The sequence below is a fragment of the Thermosynechococcus sp. HN-54 genome, assembly GCF_023650955.1.
Lineage (GTDB): Bacteria > Cyanobacteriota > Cyanobacteriia > Thermosynechococcales > Thermosynechococcaceae > Thermosynechococcus.
Genome location: NZ_CP098039.1, coordinates 1,320,420 through 1,334,762, shown reverse-complemented (window position 1 = coordinate 1,334,762; position 14,343 = coordinate 1,320,420). Strand labels below are relative to the sequence as shown.

Sequence of the window (14,343 nt, the reverse complement as noted above, 5' to 3'; positions counted from 1 at the left end):
TAGCAAGTGCCTTAGATAAACACACTGCCATCGGGCATCAGTGCCTCTGCCAAACAAGCCTCCAGCAACAGGGCACTACTGAGATCAGCACGCATCAGGTTGGCTTGACGTAAATTGGCGCCTTTGAGATTCGTCCGCGCTAGGTAGGCATCAATGAGACGAGCCTCCTGCAAATCTGCCCCCGTTAGATCCGTACGCCGCAGATCCGCCTTATTGAGAACTGCTTCCCGCAAGTTCACCCCTTGAGCTTGGGCATCATCGAGTCGCGCCTCTGAGAGAATCGCTTGACTCAAATCCGCTTGATTGAGCATCGCTCCCCGCAGGTCTGCTTGAGCCAGCCGCGACTGCCGTAAATTGCTCCCCCCAAGATTGGCCTCATAGAGGATGGCACGGGTGAGAATCGCTCCCTGTAGATTGGTATTTTCCAAATTGGCTTGGGCAAGGTTGGCGGCATTAAGGTTGGCCTCCTTGAGATTGGCTCCCTTGAGGTTAGCCCGTGATAGATCTGCCCCTGCTAAATTGGTACCTTGGAGATCGACTTGGCGGAGATCGGCACCCACCAGACTCGCCCCCTCTTGATAGTTCTCTTTGCGAAAGTTGGCACCCCGCAGACAGGAGCCAACCAAAACGGTATGACTGAGATTTACCTGTCGCAAATCACTACTGAGGAAGTTGCAATCGCGAAAAACCGCCAACGTGAGATCTGCTCCCTGTAAATTGGCGCGATCAAAAACACAGCCATGACACTGAGCATCACGAAAATGGCTATCGTTAAAAACTGCTTGGGTAAAGTTGCACCCCTCCAAGCATGCTCCCGTCAGCAGAGCATAACTAAAATCAGCACGACCAAAGTGACAAAATTGAAAGTGTACCCCCTGTAAACTAGCACCGCGCAAATCGATTCCTATTAAATCGGCGCCAACCAGACTGACTCCGGCCAGATTCACAGTTTGAAAATTGGTTTTGCCCTTGGCGTAGCGAGCTAGAAACTCTTCAGATTCCATCGTCAGTCTAAGGGAGGGATCAAGGTTTGAATGTGTCTGAATTTTTAAGAAAGCCTATGGTGAACACTGCCAGCCCCCATGCTGAAGTCCATAGTGTTGGAGAATCTCCTCACAGCGTGCTTGCATCTTTGGCGTGGTGGGCCAAGTCACAGCAATTCCTTCGATTTGACTCAGTTGGTAGTCAAATTGAGCACGGCTTTGGGGCAGCAGCCGCACAGAAACGCCATCGAGTAATTGCAAGTGGGCAGCCAACTCGCGATAGACCGCCAGCGGCATGCAAGGGTTGTAGTATACACGTTCACTCATGGAGCTGGGCAGGGGGGGTCGGTAATGCACAACAATTGACATCATTCAAGCAAACCTTACCCCACGCCAACGCCCACCGCACGAGTGCCACACGGTTCTCCGATTTGGTTTTCGTCAGGATATTGCTAATGTGGTTATCCACCGTGCGCTTACTGATGTCTAATTTGGCGGCAATATCTTGGTTGGTTAGCCCCGCCGCCACAAGCTCCAACACCTGTAGCTCACGCTCTGACAGCAGTGAATACTCCAACCGATCGTCTTGCGGTATAGACATCCCTAAATCCGTATAATTACTTAGACCCTTATATTAATTGTAGTTGACGATTTCTCTCCTTGCTGCTCTTTTAGCCCAAAACCACACGATTCCCTTACATACGCCCGGCCATCAACGGGGTCGAGGCATGGAGCCGCTGTTGCGTGCCCTTTGGGGAACCGCCCTAGCCCAAGATTTGAGTGAGTTGCCCGGCCTTGATAATTTGGCTCAGCCGACAGGGGTGCTGGCAGAGGCACAGGCAGCGGTAGCGGCGACGGCGGGGAGCGATCGCGCTTGGTTTTTGGTGAATGGTGCCACCACTGGGCTTTTGGCGGCACTTCTGGCCACCGTAGGTCCGGGCGATCGCGTCCTCATAGGTCGGAATGTCCACCGCTCAGTGATTGCGGGACTAGTGTTAACGGGGGCGAAGCCCGTCTACTTGGGAGTTGCGGTTGATCCCCAGTGGGGGCTGTCGTTGCCCGTCACGTCCGACATTGTTGCCGCTGGAGTGGCCGCCTATCCCGATGTCAAGGCAGTTGTGCTGGTGAGTCCCACCTATGAGGGTCTCTGCTCCCCCTTGGTAGAGATTGCCCAGTGTGTCCATGAGCACGGTTTGCCCCTCATTGTCGATGAAGCCCACGGCAGTCATTTTGCCTATCATCCCGCCTTTCCGGTGGCCGCTTTGGCCGCAGGTGCGGATGTGGTGGTGCAGTCGTGGCACAAAACCCTCGGAACGTTAACCCAAACGGCAGTGCTGCATCTTAAGGGGGAGCGGGTGTCTCCTGAGCGCCTGAGTCAAGCGTTGAACTGGGTACAAACCACGAGTCCCAGCTATTGGTTTCTCGCAGCTCTTGAGCGAGCGGGCTGGCAGATGGCTGAGCAGGGACAGGAGATCTACGGGAGGCTACTTGAGTGGGTCAAGCGCTATGCATGGCCCCTGCCCCGTTGGCAACCCCCAGAGGTGCCTCAGGATCCGCTGCGATTGACCCTTGGCACTTGGCCGATTGGACTCACGGGGTTTGAGCTGGATGAGCTGTTGCAACCGGAAATTATGGCAGAGTTTCCCAGCGGGCGATCGCTCACCTTTTGCCTTGGCCTCGGTACCAGCCAAACAATGCTTGAAATCTTGGCTGATCGCCTAAAAAGTGTTTACACCGAATACTGCCACCATGCGCCTCTGCCACCACTGGCCATCCCACCCATCCCTAACCTTGCAGAACCTACGCTCGCACCACGGGACGCCTACTTTTGCCCACAGGTCTCGGTTCCTCTCAAGGTGGCCTTGGATCACATTAGTGCTGAGACAATCTGTGCCTACCCACCCGGAATTCCTACTGTAATCGCTGGGGAACGGATCACTGCCTCAGTGCTTGCAACCTTGCAAACCCTTCAAGAATTGGGTGCGCAGATTGTGGGGGCGGCCGATCCTAGTTTGCAAACGCTGAGAATTTGTAGGGTCTAGTCTTCCCAGTCTTCCTCTTCAAGTAAATGGCTCACTAAATGTTGTTCCAAGAGGGGCTGTAGGTGCTGAAAATCTTGGGGAGAAAGCAGTTCGGGTTCTTGGCCGGGGACAAGACGGGCAACGTAGAGCGTCGGACTCAGGGGCGTATAAACGCTGTATTCTCGCGTACCACAAAAGAAGCTACTCCCAAGGGGCTGATACTCCTCAATTTCCTCATCAGCTTCCGCCTCCACCGTGAGAATATCCTCTTCATCAAGATCAGGGAGGTCGCCGGCAACGGTCAGGGTTAGGGCTGTGCGCTTGAGGGTGAGGTTTTGTTCCTCAAGGATGGCTCGCGCTGTATCAAAGACAGCATCAATTTCCTCCTCCTCTAGGGGAACCAAGGTTTCTTCCTCATCGTTTTCAGCCACGACCGCAAAAATTTCTACGGGGTAGTCCACAGGACGCAGCAGCGCATAGGTTTCCCCTTGCACGTTCAGGCGAAACTCGATGTAGCAGTCAAGGAAGCGACCTTCATCGTCGTAGAGGCGGAGTTGCTCCATCTCTTCCTCGAAGTCTTCCTCCTCCCAAGGCTGCTCGTTACTGTTTTGCTGGTTTTGATAGTTTGAACCCATGCTGCTTCGGTAAAGACAACTTAGGAAAGATTCCCTATGGCATTGGAGCATACCATGCAGTGGGTCTTCATGGGGTGTTCCCTGTGGCAGCCTTGGCGAATTTTTCTCTAAAAAACTTAAAACTAAGGGGTATCCAAGCCCGCAAATAGGGCTGCAACCACTTGGGCGGCCTTCTGATCCAGTTTGTGCCAGTCCACTTCACCGGCAGCGTCAAAGAGGCTCAGATCGGCTTGCACTTCCCCCACTTGAAAGTCATGAATACCACTGTAGTCGAGTTCAGGGGTGTACTGTTGAAAACAAATTTGGTAGCACAGCTCCCACAGGTTCACCCGCTGCTGGCGATCGCCCTGACGCAAATGCAGCCAATAGAGAATTTGTGGTTCGGCTTCACCACAGGGAATCTCGACAGTTTCATAGGTGCCCTGCCAAGGAGAACTTTCTAGCGATCGCCGCAGATGATCAAGGAGGCGAATCAATGCCGGTTGAATCAGTTGTGCCGCTGCATACCAAGGGTGATCAGTGTCTAGGGTCATAGCATCAGGCTAGGGGTTTTTTGACATTGTAGGCCTCGTGGGAGAGAACGCTGCGGGGTTCAATGCGATCGCCCGTGTCATAGCAGATGAGGCGATAGTCGTAACTGAGGGGAATACTAATAATTCGGCGATCGTGATGGAGACGCTTCCCCTTAAATTGGCGATAGTCAGCGCCTGCAAGGAGTTCTGCAATCACTTGGCGAGCTTTGAGGACAATCCACTTCGGCAATCCCTTTAGCTCCACCACGTCTGTTGCAAAGGAGGCCTCCCATTCCTGTCGTGCCAAGCGTGCTTGCTCCTCTGCCCGTCGTGCCTGTTCCTGTTGCAGGGCTTCTAGAGCTTTTGCTTGCTCTAACTGAACACAGTAGTGGCAAACCCGACCATAGCCTTGGTGGCCGCAGGGAAATTGTTTCCGACGACGTGGCATAGGGCTATTCTAAGCGAAAAAACCGGGCAGAGAGTTGTCCCCCCACCCTGAGCAGCTATTGATATCTTCCGCCTAAAGGAGTACGAGTGGCAACCTAGCTAAGAAGAGCATTGGCCTTGGCCACCACATTGTCCACGGTGAAGCCAAATTTCTCCATGAGCACGTTACCGGGAGCCGAGGCGCCAAAGCGTTCGATCGACACCGTTGCATCGGCATAGCGGCACCAACCAAAACTAGAAGCTGCCTCTACAGCAAGGCGTTTTACCCCCGCAGGGAGCACACTTGCTTTATATTCAGGAGACTGCTCCTCAAAGAGTTCCCAAGAGGGCATGGACACCACCCGCACCTTCTTGCCATTGGCGCTCAGAGCTTCGGCAGCCTTGACACAGAGGGAGACTTCTGAACCCGTCCCAATCAGAATCAAGTCGGGCGTCCCCTCGCAATCTACTAGCGTGTAGGCACCTTTGGCCACATTTGCCGCAGAGCTACCGGCCAAGTTGGGAACGTTTTGCCGCGTCAGCGCTAGGAGGGTGGGCTGCTTGCGCCGTTGTACCGCCACTCGATAGGCACCAGCGGTTTCATTGCCATCGGCAGGACGGATCACCAGTAGGTTGGGAATAGCACGCAAGGAGGCCAAGGTTTCCACGGGTTGGTGAGTAGGACCATCTTCCCCAAGGGCAATGGAGTCATGGGTCATCACGTAGATCACGCCCGCTTGCGAGAGCGCCGAGAGGCGCAGAGCCGGCCGTAGGTAATCCGCAAAGACCAAGAAGGTGGCGCAGTAGGGAATCAAGCTGGAATTATGGAGGGCAATGCCGTTACAGATGGCAGCCATGCCGTGTTCGCGCACGCCAAAGCGGATGTTGCGGTTTTGGTACTGGCCTTTTTGGAAGTCACCGGAGCACTTGAGTTCGGTGAGGTTGGAGTGGGTCAAGTCCGCAGAACCGCCAATGAGTTCCGGCAAGTTGGGGGCGATCGCGTTCAAGCAAATTTCTGAATGCTTGCGGGTGGCCACCGCCTTGTCTTCAGGAGTGTAACTGGGGAGATTGGCGTCCCAGTTGGCGGGCAACTCACCCCGCAGCAGTCGTTCAAATTCTGCAGCCTCCTCAGGATATTTCTGGCGATAGGTAGCAAGGGTTTGATTCCATTCCGCTTCATAGCTGGCACCGCGCTCAATGGCTTTGCGGAAGTGGCTGAGGACATCCTCGGGTACGACAAAGGGTTCATAGGGCCAACCCAAGTTTTCGCGGGTGAGCTTGACCTCCTCAGAACCGAGAGCAGTGCCGTGAACCCCCGCGGTGTTGGCTTTGTTGGGGGAACCGTAGCCAATCGTGGTGGTGACCTTAATCAGCGAAGGTTTATCGGTTACGGCTTTGGCGGCTTCAATAGCTTTGGCAATGCCCGCCAGATCTGTATTGCCATCGGGAACGTGCTGCACATGCCAACCGTAGGCCTCAAAACGCTTGCAGACATCCTCTGTAAAGGCAATGTCGGTGGAGCCGTCAATAGAGATGTGATTGTCATCGTAGAGGGCAATGAGTTTACCTAAGCCCCAGTGCCCTGCAAGAGAGCAGGCTTCACTGGAGACGCCCTCCATGTTGCAGCCATCGCCAAGGATGACGTAGGTGTAGTGATCAACGAGTTTGATATCGGGCTTATTGAAGCGCGCTGCCAGATGGGCTTCAGCCACGGCTAGACCTACCGCATTACAAATCCCTTGACCCAGAGGACCCGTCGTCACTTCCACACCCGGCGTTTCAAAGTTTTCTGGGTGACCAGGCGTGCGCGATCCCCATTGCCGAAATTGCTTGATGTCCTCGATGGTGACGCTGTCATAGCCGGTGAGATAGAGCAGGGCATACTGCAACATACAGCCATGACCCGCTGAGAGGACAAAGCGATCGCGATTGAACCACTGCGGATTTTTCGGGTTAAACCGCATGAACTGGTTCCACAGCACATAGGCCATGGGTGCCGCTCCCATGGGCAGACCGGGGTGGCCGGAGTTGGCCTTTTGCACCGCATCGATCGCTAGAAAACGAATCGCATTAATACAGAGTTCATCAAGGGATTGAGTAACCGCAGGCATTGCTTTCTCTCTCTAGATTGGGTTTGCAGCAGACAGTTAACGGTCGGGAGTAAATTTGCGGAAGGCCAACGTGACGTTGTGCCCACCAAAGCCAAAGGAGTTGGACAAAGCCACCGTCACCGGGCATGCCCGGCTCTGATGGGGAACATAGTCCAGATCGCAGGCGGGATCCGGTTGCTCCAAGTTAATTGTAGGGGGGATGCGATCGTGGGCTACGGCCATTACCGTGGCGATCGCTTCAATGCCACCCGACCCCCCCAGCAGGTGCCCCGTCATGGATTTTGTCGAACTCACAGGAACGCGACGGGCATTTTCCTCGCCAAGGGCACGTTTAATCGCGGCAGTTTCCGTACTGTCGTTGGCGGGGGTACTTGTACCGTGGGCATTGATATAGCTCACCTGATCGGGGGCAATCTCCCCATCCTTGAGGCAGGCTTCAATGGCACGGGCAGCCCCTTCTCCCCCCGGTGAGGGAGCGGTCATGTGGTAGGCATCACAGGTCAAGCCGTAGCCCACCATTTCCGCATAGATGCGTGCCCCCCGGGCAAGGGCAAATTCCAATTCTTCAAGGATCAAGATGCCTGCCCCTTCCCCAAGGACAAAGCCATCGCGGTTGAGGTCAAAGGGACGGCTGGCATGGTGGGGGTCATCATTGCGGGTGGAAAGGGCACGGGCTGCCGCAAAACCCGCCACCGATAGGGGGGTAATCGCCGCCTCAGTGCCGCCACAGATCATCGCCTTAGCATAACCGTGCTGCACCATGCGGAAGGCATCGCCAATAGCATTGGAACCGGCTGCACAGGCGGTCACGGAACAGGAATTGGGGCCTTTGGCACCGGTGTGAATGGCAGTGAGTCCGGCGGCCATATTGGCAATCATCATCGGAATCATAAAGGGACTACAGCGATCGGGACCCTTGGTGAGATAGACCTCCTGCTGATCCTCCATCACCTTTAGGCCACCCACACCCGTACCAATAATGATGCCAATGTCAGTGGCATTGCCCTCGTCAATCGTCAATTGGGCATCCGCAAGGGCTTGCTTACTGGCAGCCACGGCAAATTGGGCAAAGCGATCCATGCGCTTGGCGTCTTTGCGATCCATGTAGAGGGTGGGATCAAAGCCACGCACCTCACCCGCAATGCGGCAGTCATGACGACTGGCATCAAAAGCCGTGATGTAATCAATGCCGTTGCGACCGGCCATTAACCCTTCCCAATACTCCGCAAGGGTGTTGCCGAGGGGGGTAATCGCCCCCATCCCCGTGACAACGACCCGTTTTTGGTGCGCCTTTGCCATGGATCTATGCAGCTACCTTATTGTTGATAAAGTCAAGGACATCTTGGACGGTTTTCAGTTTTTCCGCCTCTTCGTCGGGAATTTCTACACCAAAGGCTTCCTCAAGTGCCATGATCAACTCCACAGAGTCAAGGGAGTCAGCATTGAGATCCTCGGCAAAACTTGCTTCGGGCACAACCTTCTCTGCATCAACACTGAGTTGATCGGCAACAATGGCTTTTACTTTTTCGAGAATTTCAGATTGATTCATAGATGCCTTAACTGGATGGACAACGATTGAGAACAGTAATTGATGCGGGCGATCGCCATTCCTCAAATCTAGGATGTTTCGTGCCCAGAATCAACGCGCCATAATTATAGGACAGATTGGGGATCCCCTAAGATACTCCTGCAACTGTGATAAGCTACAGTTTGGATACTTGACACCAACAACGCTACATCCACTGTTGCCCTCCCTTCACCGAGTTGCCGATGCATTTTACGATTGCCAGTCTGCTTGCCAACTTTAGCGAAGATAAATTTGTTGCCCCCAAAGTTCTCGAAAAAAAACTCGGCTGTGACGATCCTGAGAGCCAGCGAGAACTGGAAATTGTCCTTGATGCCCTAGAACGCATTGGCCTGCTCATCAAAGAACGGGGCAAGTATCGCCGTGCCAATGATGATGCATTGATTGAAGGGCGGCTGCGTTGCTCCAGCAAGGGCTTTTGCTTTGCCATTCAAGATACCGAGGGTGCCGAAGATATTTTTGTGCGCGAGCATCAACTCAGTACCGCTTGGAATGGCGATCGCGTGCTGGTGCGGGTCACCCGTGAAGGCCGCCGCAAGAAATCTCCAGAAGGGGAAGTGAAACTGATCCTTGAGCGGGGAAATCCCTCGGTGATTGCTCGAGTGAAACAGACCGAAGATGGTTTTCGGGCTACGCCCCTCGACGATCGCTTGCTCTTTGAAATTGCCCTTGAACCCAATGACCTCGTGCCCGATCTATCCACTGTGGTGGATCAACTGGTGCATGTGAACATTCGCCGCTATCCCTTGGGGGGGTACCTGCCGACGGGGGAAATTGGCCAGATCCTAGGGAGTGATGCCCAATCGGCGCCTGCTTTGGACTTGATTTGCTGCAAACACAACCTTGTCCGCCAATTTAGCCCAGCCCTGCGGACAGCAGCCGCCACCTTAAATGCCCAGTTGGAAACCTTAGACTTCAGCGATCGCCAAGACTTGCGGGAACTGGTCACCATTACCTTGGTGGCTCCCGGCCAAGAACCCCAAGTGGCCTTTTCCCTCGATGCCCTTGAGCAAAATCTCTGGCAGTTGGGGATTCACATCAGTGATGTGGGGGGATTGCTCCCCCGCGATGAATTGCTGGATCGCACTGCCCGCCGTCAGGGCATGACCCTTGCAACCCCTGAACTGAGTTTGCCCCTATTGCCGCAGGAATTGGAGAGGCTGCGCTTGCTGCCGGGGGGCGATCGCGCTGCCATTTCGCTGCTGATTGTGATCAACAACGCTGGTGAAGTTCAGTCCTACAGGATTTACCGCAGTTGTATCCGCGTCGATGCCTGTGTCACCAGTGAGCAGGTGGCGGCCACCCTTGCCCTAGGGGATAGTTCCGGTGATTGGTTGCGTGCCCTGATTCACCTTGCCAATGCCGTCAGTCAGCAGCGACAGGCACGGGGGAGCACTGAAGTTACCCCAGCAGATGCCCTGAGCCTTGCCTATGCCGATGAGGGTCTCGCCCCCGCCATTCCCCTACCGAGGGTCACCCCTTGGACAAGCTTAGTGATCCTTGCCAATGAACTCCTTGCCCGTCATTTGGCGAAGTTGGGAGTAGCGGCTCTCTACCGCACGCAGCCTGTGCCCGAACTCTATGCGGTGCAGGATTTTCTCAAGCTCTGCCAAAATCTCAACTTGCCCTTGAGCCTAGACAATCCCGCGCAGGTCACGCCCCGTGACTGTCAGCGCTTTATGGCGCAATTGGCCACCTCAGATCTGGCAGCCGTGTTGCAGGAACTCTTGCTCGATAAACTCAAACCCGCCAGCGATGCCGCCGTGGCACTGCCCCACTTTAGTTTGGCCACTGGCGAGGGCTATGGCCATTTCTGCTCGCCCCTCCAACGCTACACTGACATTGTTAATCAGCGCATTTTGCATATTCTTCTGACGGAAGGGCGCGATCGCCGAGGACCAAGGGCAAAAGAGCGCGTCAATCTTGGCGAGTCCAGTTGCTTGGAGCAGGTGAATTGGACCGTCTTCACTACTGATACCCAGCGGGAAGTGGACACTCTCGTTAATGAATTAGCCCCCCACCTCCAAGAGCGGGAGCGGCAAACCTACACAGCTTGGAAGGATTTGGTGGGGCTGCAACGGGTGCGCCAAGTCCAAGCCTGTATCGGCGAAGTGCGTCCCGGTATCATTACCGGCGTACAGTCCTATGGCTTCTTTGTCGAACTGATTGACTTTAATGTTGAGGGCTTAGTCCACGTCAGTTCCCTCAAGGATGACTGGTATGAATACCGTGCCCATGCCCAAACCTTGACGGGTCGGCGTAACCGCTTGCGCTACCGCTTGGGCGATTGCGTTGAAGTCCTGATTAAAAATGTGGATTCCTACCGCCAGCAGGTGGACTTGGCGGTCATTAGTGGTGGCTCCCAAGCGACGGAAGAAGATCTCAACGGCAGCAGTGACGGCGGCGAAGTCCTCACCCCTCCTGAAGATGACGCCCCTGAGAATCTCTAAACCAGCAGTTGACGTTGTGCAGGGAGTGCGTAGCGGTTGAGAATCATTTATTTTGGCACACCGGAGTTTGCCCTTGCGCCGCTACAACGGCTGCTGGAAACAGAGACCTATCAAGTGTTAGGGGTGGTCACCCAGCCTGATCGGCGTCGGGGACGGGGCAACCAATTATCGCCTTCTCCGGTCAAGGCCTTAGCCCTTCGCCACGGGTTACCGGTTTGGCAGCCGGAACGTCTGCGTCGGGATCCAGAGCTGCCTCAGGTTTTGCGATCGCTGGGAGCCGATGTCTTTGTGGTTGTTGCCTACGGTCAAATCCTGCCCCCGTCGATCCTTGAGAGTCCTCGTTACGGCTGCATCAATATCCACGGCTCACTCCTGCCCAAGTATCGCGGTGCCGCTCCGATCCAGTGGGCACTCTACCATGGCGAGCGGGAAACTGGGGTGACCACAATGCTCATGGATGCCGGCATGGACACTGGGCCGATGCTGCTGAAGCAGAAAGTTAGTATTCACCTAGGGGATACGGCTGCGGCCCTCAGTGCCACCCTCAGTCAAATCGGTGCCGACCTGCTGCTGGAAACATTGCAACAACTGCCGCAGTTGCAACCCGAACCCCAAAACGACGCTGAGGCCACCTATGCACCGCTCATTCAAAAAAGCAACTACGTCATTGATTGGGGGCGATCGGCATTGGCACTCCACAACCAAGTGCGCGCCTTTTATCCCTATGCCTATACCCAGTGGCAAGGGACGCCTTTGAAACTGCTGCAAACGTGGCCGTTGATCCCTGAAGTGGCCGCCGAATTACCCGAACCCTTACAGTCTTTTGTCTGCGAGCCTGAGGCGTCCGCCGCTGCCGGTACGGTAGTGGAGCTAATTAAGGGGTGGGGTCCCGTGGTACAGACGGGCAAGGGTCGCCTGCTGCTGAGTCAGGTGCAGTTGAGTGGTCGCAAAACCCAATCGGGCTGGGATTTTATCAATGGGGTACGGCTGGCGATCGCCACTCAATTCGGTATTGTGTCCTCAGCTCTGTAACTGAGTTTTAAGCACGCGAGGCTTAATGTAACTAAATGTTACGATTTTGCTGTTTTGACAGCATTTCACCTTGACACCCCTCGGATCGGCTCACTACACTGGCACACATACCTAGGTACGTCTCTAGCCCCTATGGAAGATAAGCAAAAGGTTACGTTGTATCTATCCCCCGATGTGCACCGCCAGCTAAAGATTGCCGCTGTGGTCGAGCAGGAAACGATGTCCGTCCTTGCTGAACGTGCCATTGAGTTTCTACTGGCTCACCCAGAAGTACTGGCGGAATATGCTGAGCAAAAGCATGGCAATGTGCATCGGGTTTACCACTGCCCAGAGTGTGCTAGTGCCCTTGTCCTGCGGGGGGATGAGCTAACGGCCTTGGTCAATCAGCCCACGGTGATTGATGACGACAGCCTCAGTGTTCCTTCGCTCTCCGTCGAGTTGGTGTCTGCCCGCTAGGCTAGTGGCGGGGGTGTTGGGTTAGCCTTGAAAGAAGGAGGTGATTGCTGTGCAAGAAGAATTGAGCATCCTAATCCAAGCGCAATATCCGTTGATCTACCTCCTGACCTCTGAAGAAGAGCGGGCTGAGCAGGCGATCGCCACCATTGCCCAAAGTCAAGTCGGGCCTCAAGGGCGGTCTCCCCGCAAGCTCTACATCTGGACAGTGACCCACGGCATAGTCGAGTATGGCCATCCCCGCAACAATAGTCACCACAACACCGTCTCACCAGAAGCCGCCATTCAATGGGTTGTTCACCAACGCGAACCAGGCATCTATGTCTTCAAGGATTTGCACCCCTTCATTGATTCGCCCCCTGTGACTCGTTCTTTACGGGACGCGATCGCCAGCTTCAAGAGCAGCCACAAAACCATTATTCTCATGTCCCCCGAAGCGGCGCAGCGGATTCCCGTCGAACTGGAAAAAGAAATCGTTGTCGTTGACTACCCCCTACCCAGTATCAACGAACTAGATGAGGTTCTCGGGGAGCAACTGGATCCCCGCAATCGTCGCCTCAGCCCCGAAGCACGGGAAAAACTCGTCAAAGCCACCCTTGGCCTGACACGGGATGAAGCCGAAAAAGTCTTTCGCAAAGCCAAAGTGACCGCTGGGCGCCTTACGGAAGCCGAAGTGGACATCATTCTCTCCGAGAAAAAGCAACTCATCCGCCGCAATGGCATTCTCGAGTATATGGAAGTGGATGAAACCATTGATTCAGTCGGCGGTCTAGAGGAACTTAAAGTCTGGTTACGCCAACGCGCCAACGCCTTCAGTGAAAAGGCTCGGGAATACGGCTTACCGCAACCGAAGGGGATGTTAATTTTAGGTGTCCCAGGCTGTGGGAAGTCCCTGATTGCCAAAACCACCTCTCGCCTTTGGGGCTTGCCGTTGCTGCGCCTTGATATGGGTCGAGTCTATGACGGTTCAATGGTGGGGCGATCGGAAGCCAATTTGCGCAATGCCCTGAAAACCGCTGAATCCATTTCCCCTGCCATTCTCTTCATTGATGAAATGGACAAGGCCTTTGCTGGCGGCGCAGGCTCCTCGGACTCCGATGGCGGTACCTCGAGTCGGATCTTTGGCTCCTTCCTCACTTGGATGCAGGAGAAAAAGTCTCCCGTCTTTGTCTTGGCGACAGCCAACCGCGTTGAACGGCTCCCCGGTGAATTTTTGCGCAAAGGTCGCTTTGATGAAATTTTCTTTGTGGATTTGCCCAATGCCGAGGAGCGCAAGGAAATCTTTCGCATTCACCTCACCAAGCGCCGTCGCGAGATCGATCGCTTTGACCTAGAGCAACTGGCCAATATCTGTGATGGCTTTTCGGGTGCCGAGATTGAACAGGCCATCATTGCAGCGATGTATGAAGCCTTTGCTCAAGGGCGCGAGTTTACTCAGTTAGACATTATTGCCGCTAGCCGTGCCACTCAACCGCTTTCCAAGACGATGCAAGAGCAGGTCACGGCACTTCGCGATTGGGCCCGCCAACGAGCGCGTCCAGCGGCTGCTTCAGTGGCTGAATACCAGCGACTGGAGTTCTGACAAGCTTCCTTCTGTCTGCCTTGCGCAGATGGGAGAAAGACCCGACCACAAGGGTTTGGTTCGCCATAAATTGTGGTTCATTCAGTCCAATGTTTCTGTCTCAATCTGGAGGAAATCCACATGTCTCACTTCAGCACCCTGCGTACGAAAATTACCGATGCTGAAATCTTGAAAGCGTCCCTGCGGGATCTGGGCATTACGGTGAAAACCAATGCCGATGTGCGTGGCTACAATGGCCAACGTGTTCGCTCTGACATCGTCGCTGTCCTCGATGGCGAGTATGATCTGGGCTGGTCTCGCAATGCTGATGGCACCTTTGATCTGATTGCTGACCTCTGGGGTGTGGCCAAAAAACACAACCAGACCGAGCTGATCAACTCGATCAACCAAAAATATGCCATCAACAAAACCTTGGCTGAGGTGAAGCGTCCTGGCCTTCAGAACGCCAACGTCAAGCTCGTGGTGCATAGCTAATCCTGTTGCCAATTGCTTTGTACTGTCTAGCGCGCGTTCCCAAGTAATTCGCTGGCTGACTCCCTAGGGGTCGGCCTCT

At 54.7% G+C, this 14,343-nt stretch carries 15 protein-coding genes; 6 read left to right on the top strand and 9 right to left on the bottom strand.

The features are described from left to right. Positions 1-11 precede the first annotated feature (11 nt). From NBE99_RS06460 to NBE99_RS06450, 3 genes are read right to left on the bottom strand one after another with little or no spacing between them, the layout of a single operon-like run. Complete coding sequence (locus NBE99_RS06460) at positions 12-1,004, bottom strand: pentapeptide repeat-containing protein (protein WP_250683646.1); 993 nt, start codon at positions 1,002-1,004, stop codon at positions 12-14. A 54-nt stretch (positions 1,005-1,058) separates the two neighbouring features. Beyond that, entirely contained in the window at positions 1,059-1,310 is a 252-nt protein-coding gene (locus tag NBE99_RS06455; RefSeq protein ID WP_250683645.1) for a hypothetical protein, read from the bottom strand. After that, a complete protein-coding gene (locus tag NBE99_RS06450; RefSeq protein WP_250683644.1) occupies positions 1,303-1,584 on the bottom strand; it encodes a helix-turn-helix transcriptional regulator in 282 nt (93 codons plus the stop codon). The genes NBE99_RS06455 and NBE99_RS06450 overlap by 8 nt, the downstream gene beginning before the upstream one ends. A 43-nt stretch (positions 1,585-1,627) precedes the next feature. On the opposite strand from NBE99_RS06450, the gene NBE99_RS06445 reads away from it, so the two are divergent. Next, entirely contained in the window at positions 1,628-3,025 is a 1,398-nt protein-coding gene (locus NBE99_RS06445) for an aminotransferase class I/II-fold pyridoxal phosphate-dependent enzyme (RefSeq protein WP_250683643.1), read from the top strand. Here the strand turns inward: NBE99_RS06445 and NBE99_RS06440 are convergent. The 6 genes from NBE99_RS06440 to acpP all read right to left on the bottom strand — a co-directional run bounded on the left by NBE99_RS06440 (position 3,022) and on the right by acpP (position 8,237). Continuing rightward, positions 3,022-3,639, bottom strand: a complete 618-nt coding sequence (locus NBE99_RS06440) for a DUF3727 domain-containing protein (RefSeq protein WP_250683642.1) — start codon at positions 3,637-3,639, stop codon at positions 3,022-3,024. The two genes, NBE99_RS06445 and NBE99_RS06440, sit on opposite strands and share 4 nt — an antisense overlap. A gap of 122 nt (positions 3,640-3,761) precedes the next feature. After that, positions 3,762-4,172, bottom strand: coding sequence for a hypothetical protein (locus NBE99_RS06435; RefSeq protein ID WP_250683641.1), 411 nt, complete (start codon positions 4,170-4,172; stop codon positions 3,762-3,764). 4 nt (positions 4,173-4,176) lie between these two features. Then, entirely contained in the window at positions 4,177-4,599 is a 423-nt protein-coding gene (locus NBE99_RS06430) for a hypothetical protein (protein ID WP_250683640.1), read from the bottom strand. A 94-nt stretch (positions 4,600-4,693) separates the two neighbouring features. Then, positions 4,694-6,688: a transketolase gene (gene tkt, locus NBE99_RS06425; protein ID WP_250683639.1), complete on the bottom strand. Its 1,995-nt coding sequence runs from the start codon at positions 6,686-6,688 to the stop codon at positions 4,694-4,696. A 36-nt stretch (positions 6,689-6,724) separates the two neighbouring features. Next, positions 6,725-7,987 carry a beta-ketoacyl-ACP synthase II gene (gene fabF / locus NBE99_RS06420; protein ID WP_206200057.1) on the bottom strand — a complete coding sequence of 421 codons (1,263 nt, stop codon included), beginning with the start codon at positions 7,985-7,987 and terminating at the stop codon, positions 6,725-6,727. A gap of 4 nt (positions 7,988-7,991) precedes the next feature. Next, positions 7,992-8,237, bottom strand: a complete 246-nt coding sequence (acpP, locus tag NBE99_RS06415; protein ID WP_149819108.1) for an acyl carrier protein — start codon at positions 8,235-8,237, stop codon at positions 7,992-7,994. A 221-nt stretch (positions 8,238-8,458) separates the two neighbouring features. On the opposite strand from acpP, the gene NBE99_RS06410 reads away from it, so the two are divergent. From NBE99_RS06410 to NBE99_RS06390, 5 genes are all read left to right on the top strand, one after another. Then, a complete protein-coding gene (locus NBE99_RS06410; RefSeq protein WP_250683638.1) occupies positions 8,459-10,723 on the top strand; it encodes a ribonuclease R family protein in 2,265 nt (754 codons plus the stop codon). Between the two features lie 36 nt (positions 10,724-10,759). After that, entirely contained in the window at positions 10,760-11,755 is a 996-nt protein-coding gene (fmt, locus tag NBE99_RS06405; RefSeq protein ID WP_250683637.1) for a methionyl-tRNA formyltransferase, read from the top strand. A 132-nt stretch (positions 11,756-11,887) separates the two neighbouring features. Next, positions 11,888-12,211, top strand: a complete 324-nt coding sequence (locus tag NBE99_RS06400) for a ribbon-helix-helix domain-containing protein (protein WP_250683636.1) — start codon at positions 11,888-11,890, stop codon at positions 12,209-12,211. A 49-nt stretch (positions 12,212-12,260) separates the two neighbouring features. Beyond that, entirely contained in the window at positions 12,261-13,790 is a 1,530-nt protein-coding gene (locus tag NBE99_RS06395) for an AAA family ATPase (protein WP_250683635.1), read from the top strand. A gap of 120 nt (positions 13,791-13,910) precedes the next feature. Continuing rightward, entirely contained in the window at positions 13,911-14,264 is a 354-nt protein-coding gene (locus NBE99_RS06390) for a DUF1257 domain-containing protein (RefSeq protein ID WP_149819118.1), read from the top strand. The last annotated feature ends 79 nt before the right edge of the window (positions 14,265-14,343 follow it).

Bases quoted from the DNA above. Each gene is read 5' to 3' on its own strand.
- NBE99_RS06460 (WP_250683646.1), bottom strand. From the start codon at position 1,004: ATGGAATCTGAAGAGTTTCTAGCTCGCTACGCCAAGGGCAAAACCAAT.
- NBE99_RS06455 (WP_250683645.1), bottom strand. From the start codon at position 1,310: ATGAGTGAACGTGTATACTACAACCCTTGCATGCCGCTGGCGGTCTAT.
- NBE99_RS06450 (WP_250683644.1), bottom strand. From the start codon at position 1,584: ATGTCTATACCGCAAGACGATCGGTTGGAGTATTCACTGCTGTCAGAG.
- NBE99_RS06440 (WP_250683642.1), bottom strand. From the start codon at position 3,639: ATGGGTTCAAACTATCAAAACCAGCAAAACAGTAACGAGCAGCCTTGG.
- NBE99_RS06435 (WP_250683641.1), bottom strand. From the start codon at position 4,172: ATGACCCTAGACACTGATCACCCTTGGTATGCAGCGGCACAACTGATT.
- NBE99_RS06430 (WP_250683640.1), bottom strand. From the start codon at position 4,599: ATGCCACGTCGTCGGAAACAATTTCCCTGCGGCCACCAAGGCTATGGT.
- tkt (WP_250683639.1), bottom strand. From the start codon at position 6,688: ATGCCTGCGGTTACTCAATCCCTTGATGAACTCTGTATTAATGCGATT.
- fabF (WP_206200057.1), bottom strand. From the start codon at position 7,987: ATGGCAAAGGCGCACCAAAAACGGGTCGTTGTCACGGGGATGGGGGCG.
- acpP (WP_149819108.1), bottom strand. From the start codon at position 8,237: ATGAATCAATCTGAAATTCTCGAAAAAGTAAAAGCCATTGTTGCCGAT.
- NBE99_RS06410 (WP_250683638.1), top strand. From the start codon at position 8,459: ATGCATTTTACGATTGCCAGTCTGCTTGCCAACTTTAGCGAAGATAAA.
- NBE99_RS06400 (WP_250683636.1), top strand. From the start codon at position 11,888: ATGGAAGATAAGCAAAAGGTTACGTTGTATCTATCCCCCGATGTGCAC.
- NBE99_RS06390 (WP_149819118.1), top strand. From the start codon at position 13,911: ATGTCTCACTTCAGCACCCTGCGTACGAAAATTACCGATGCTGAAATC.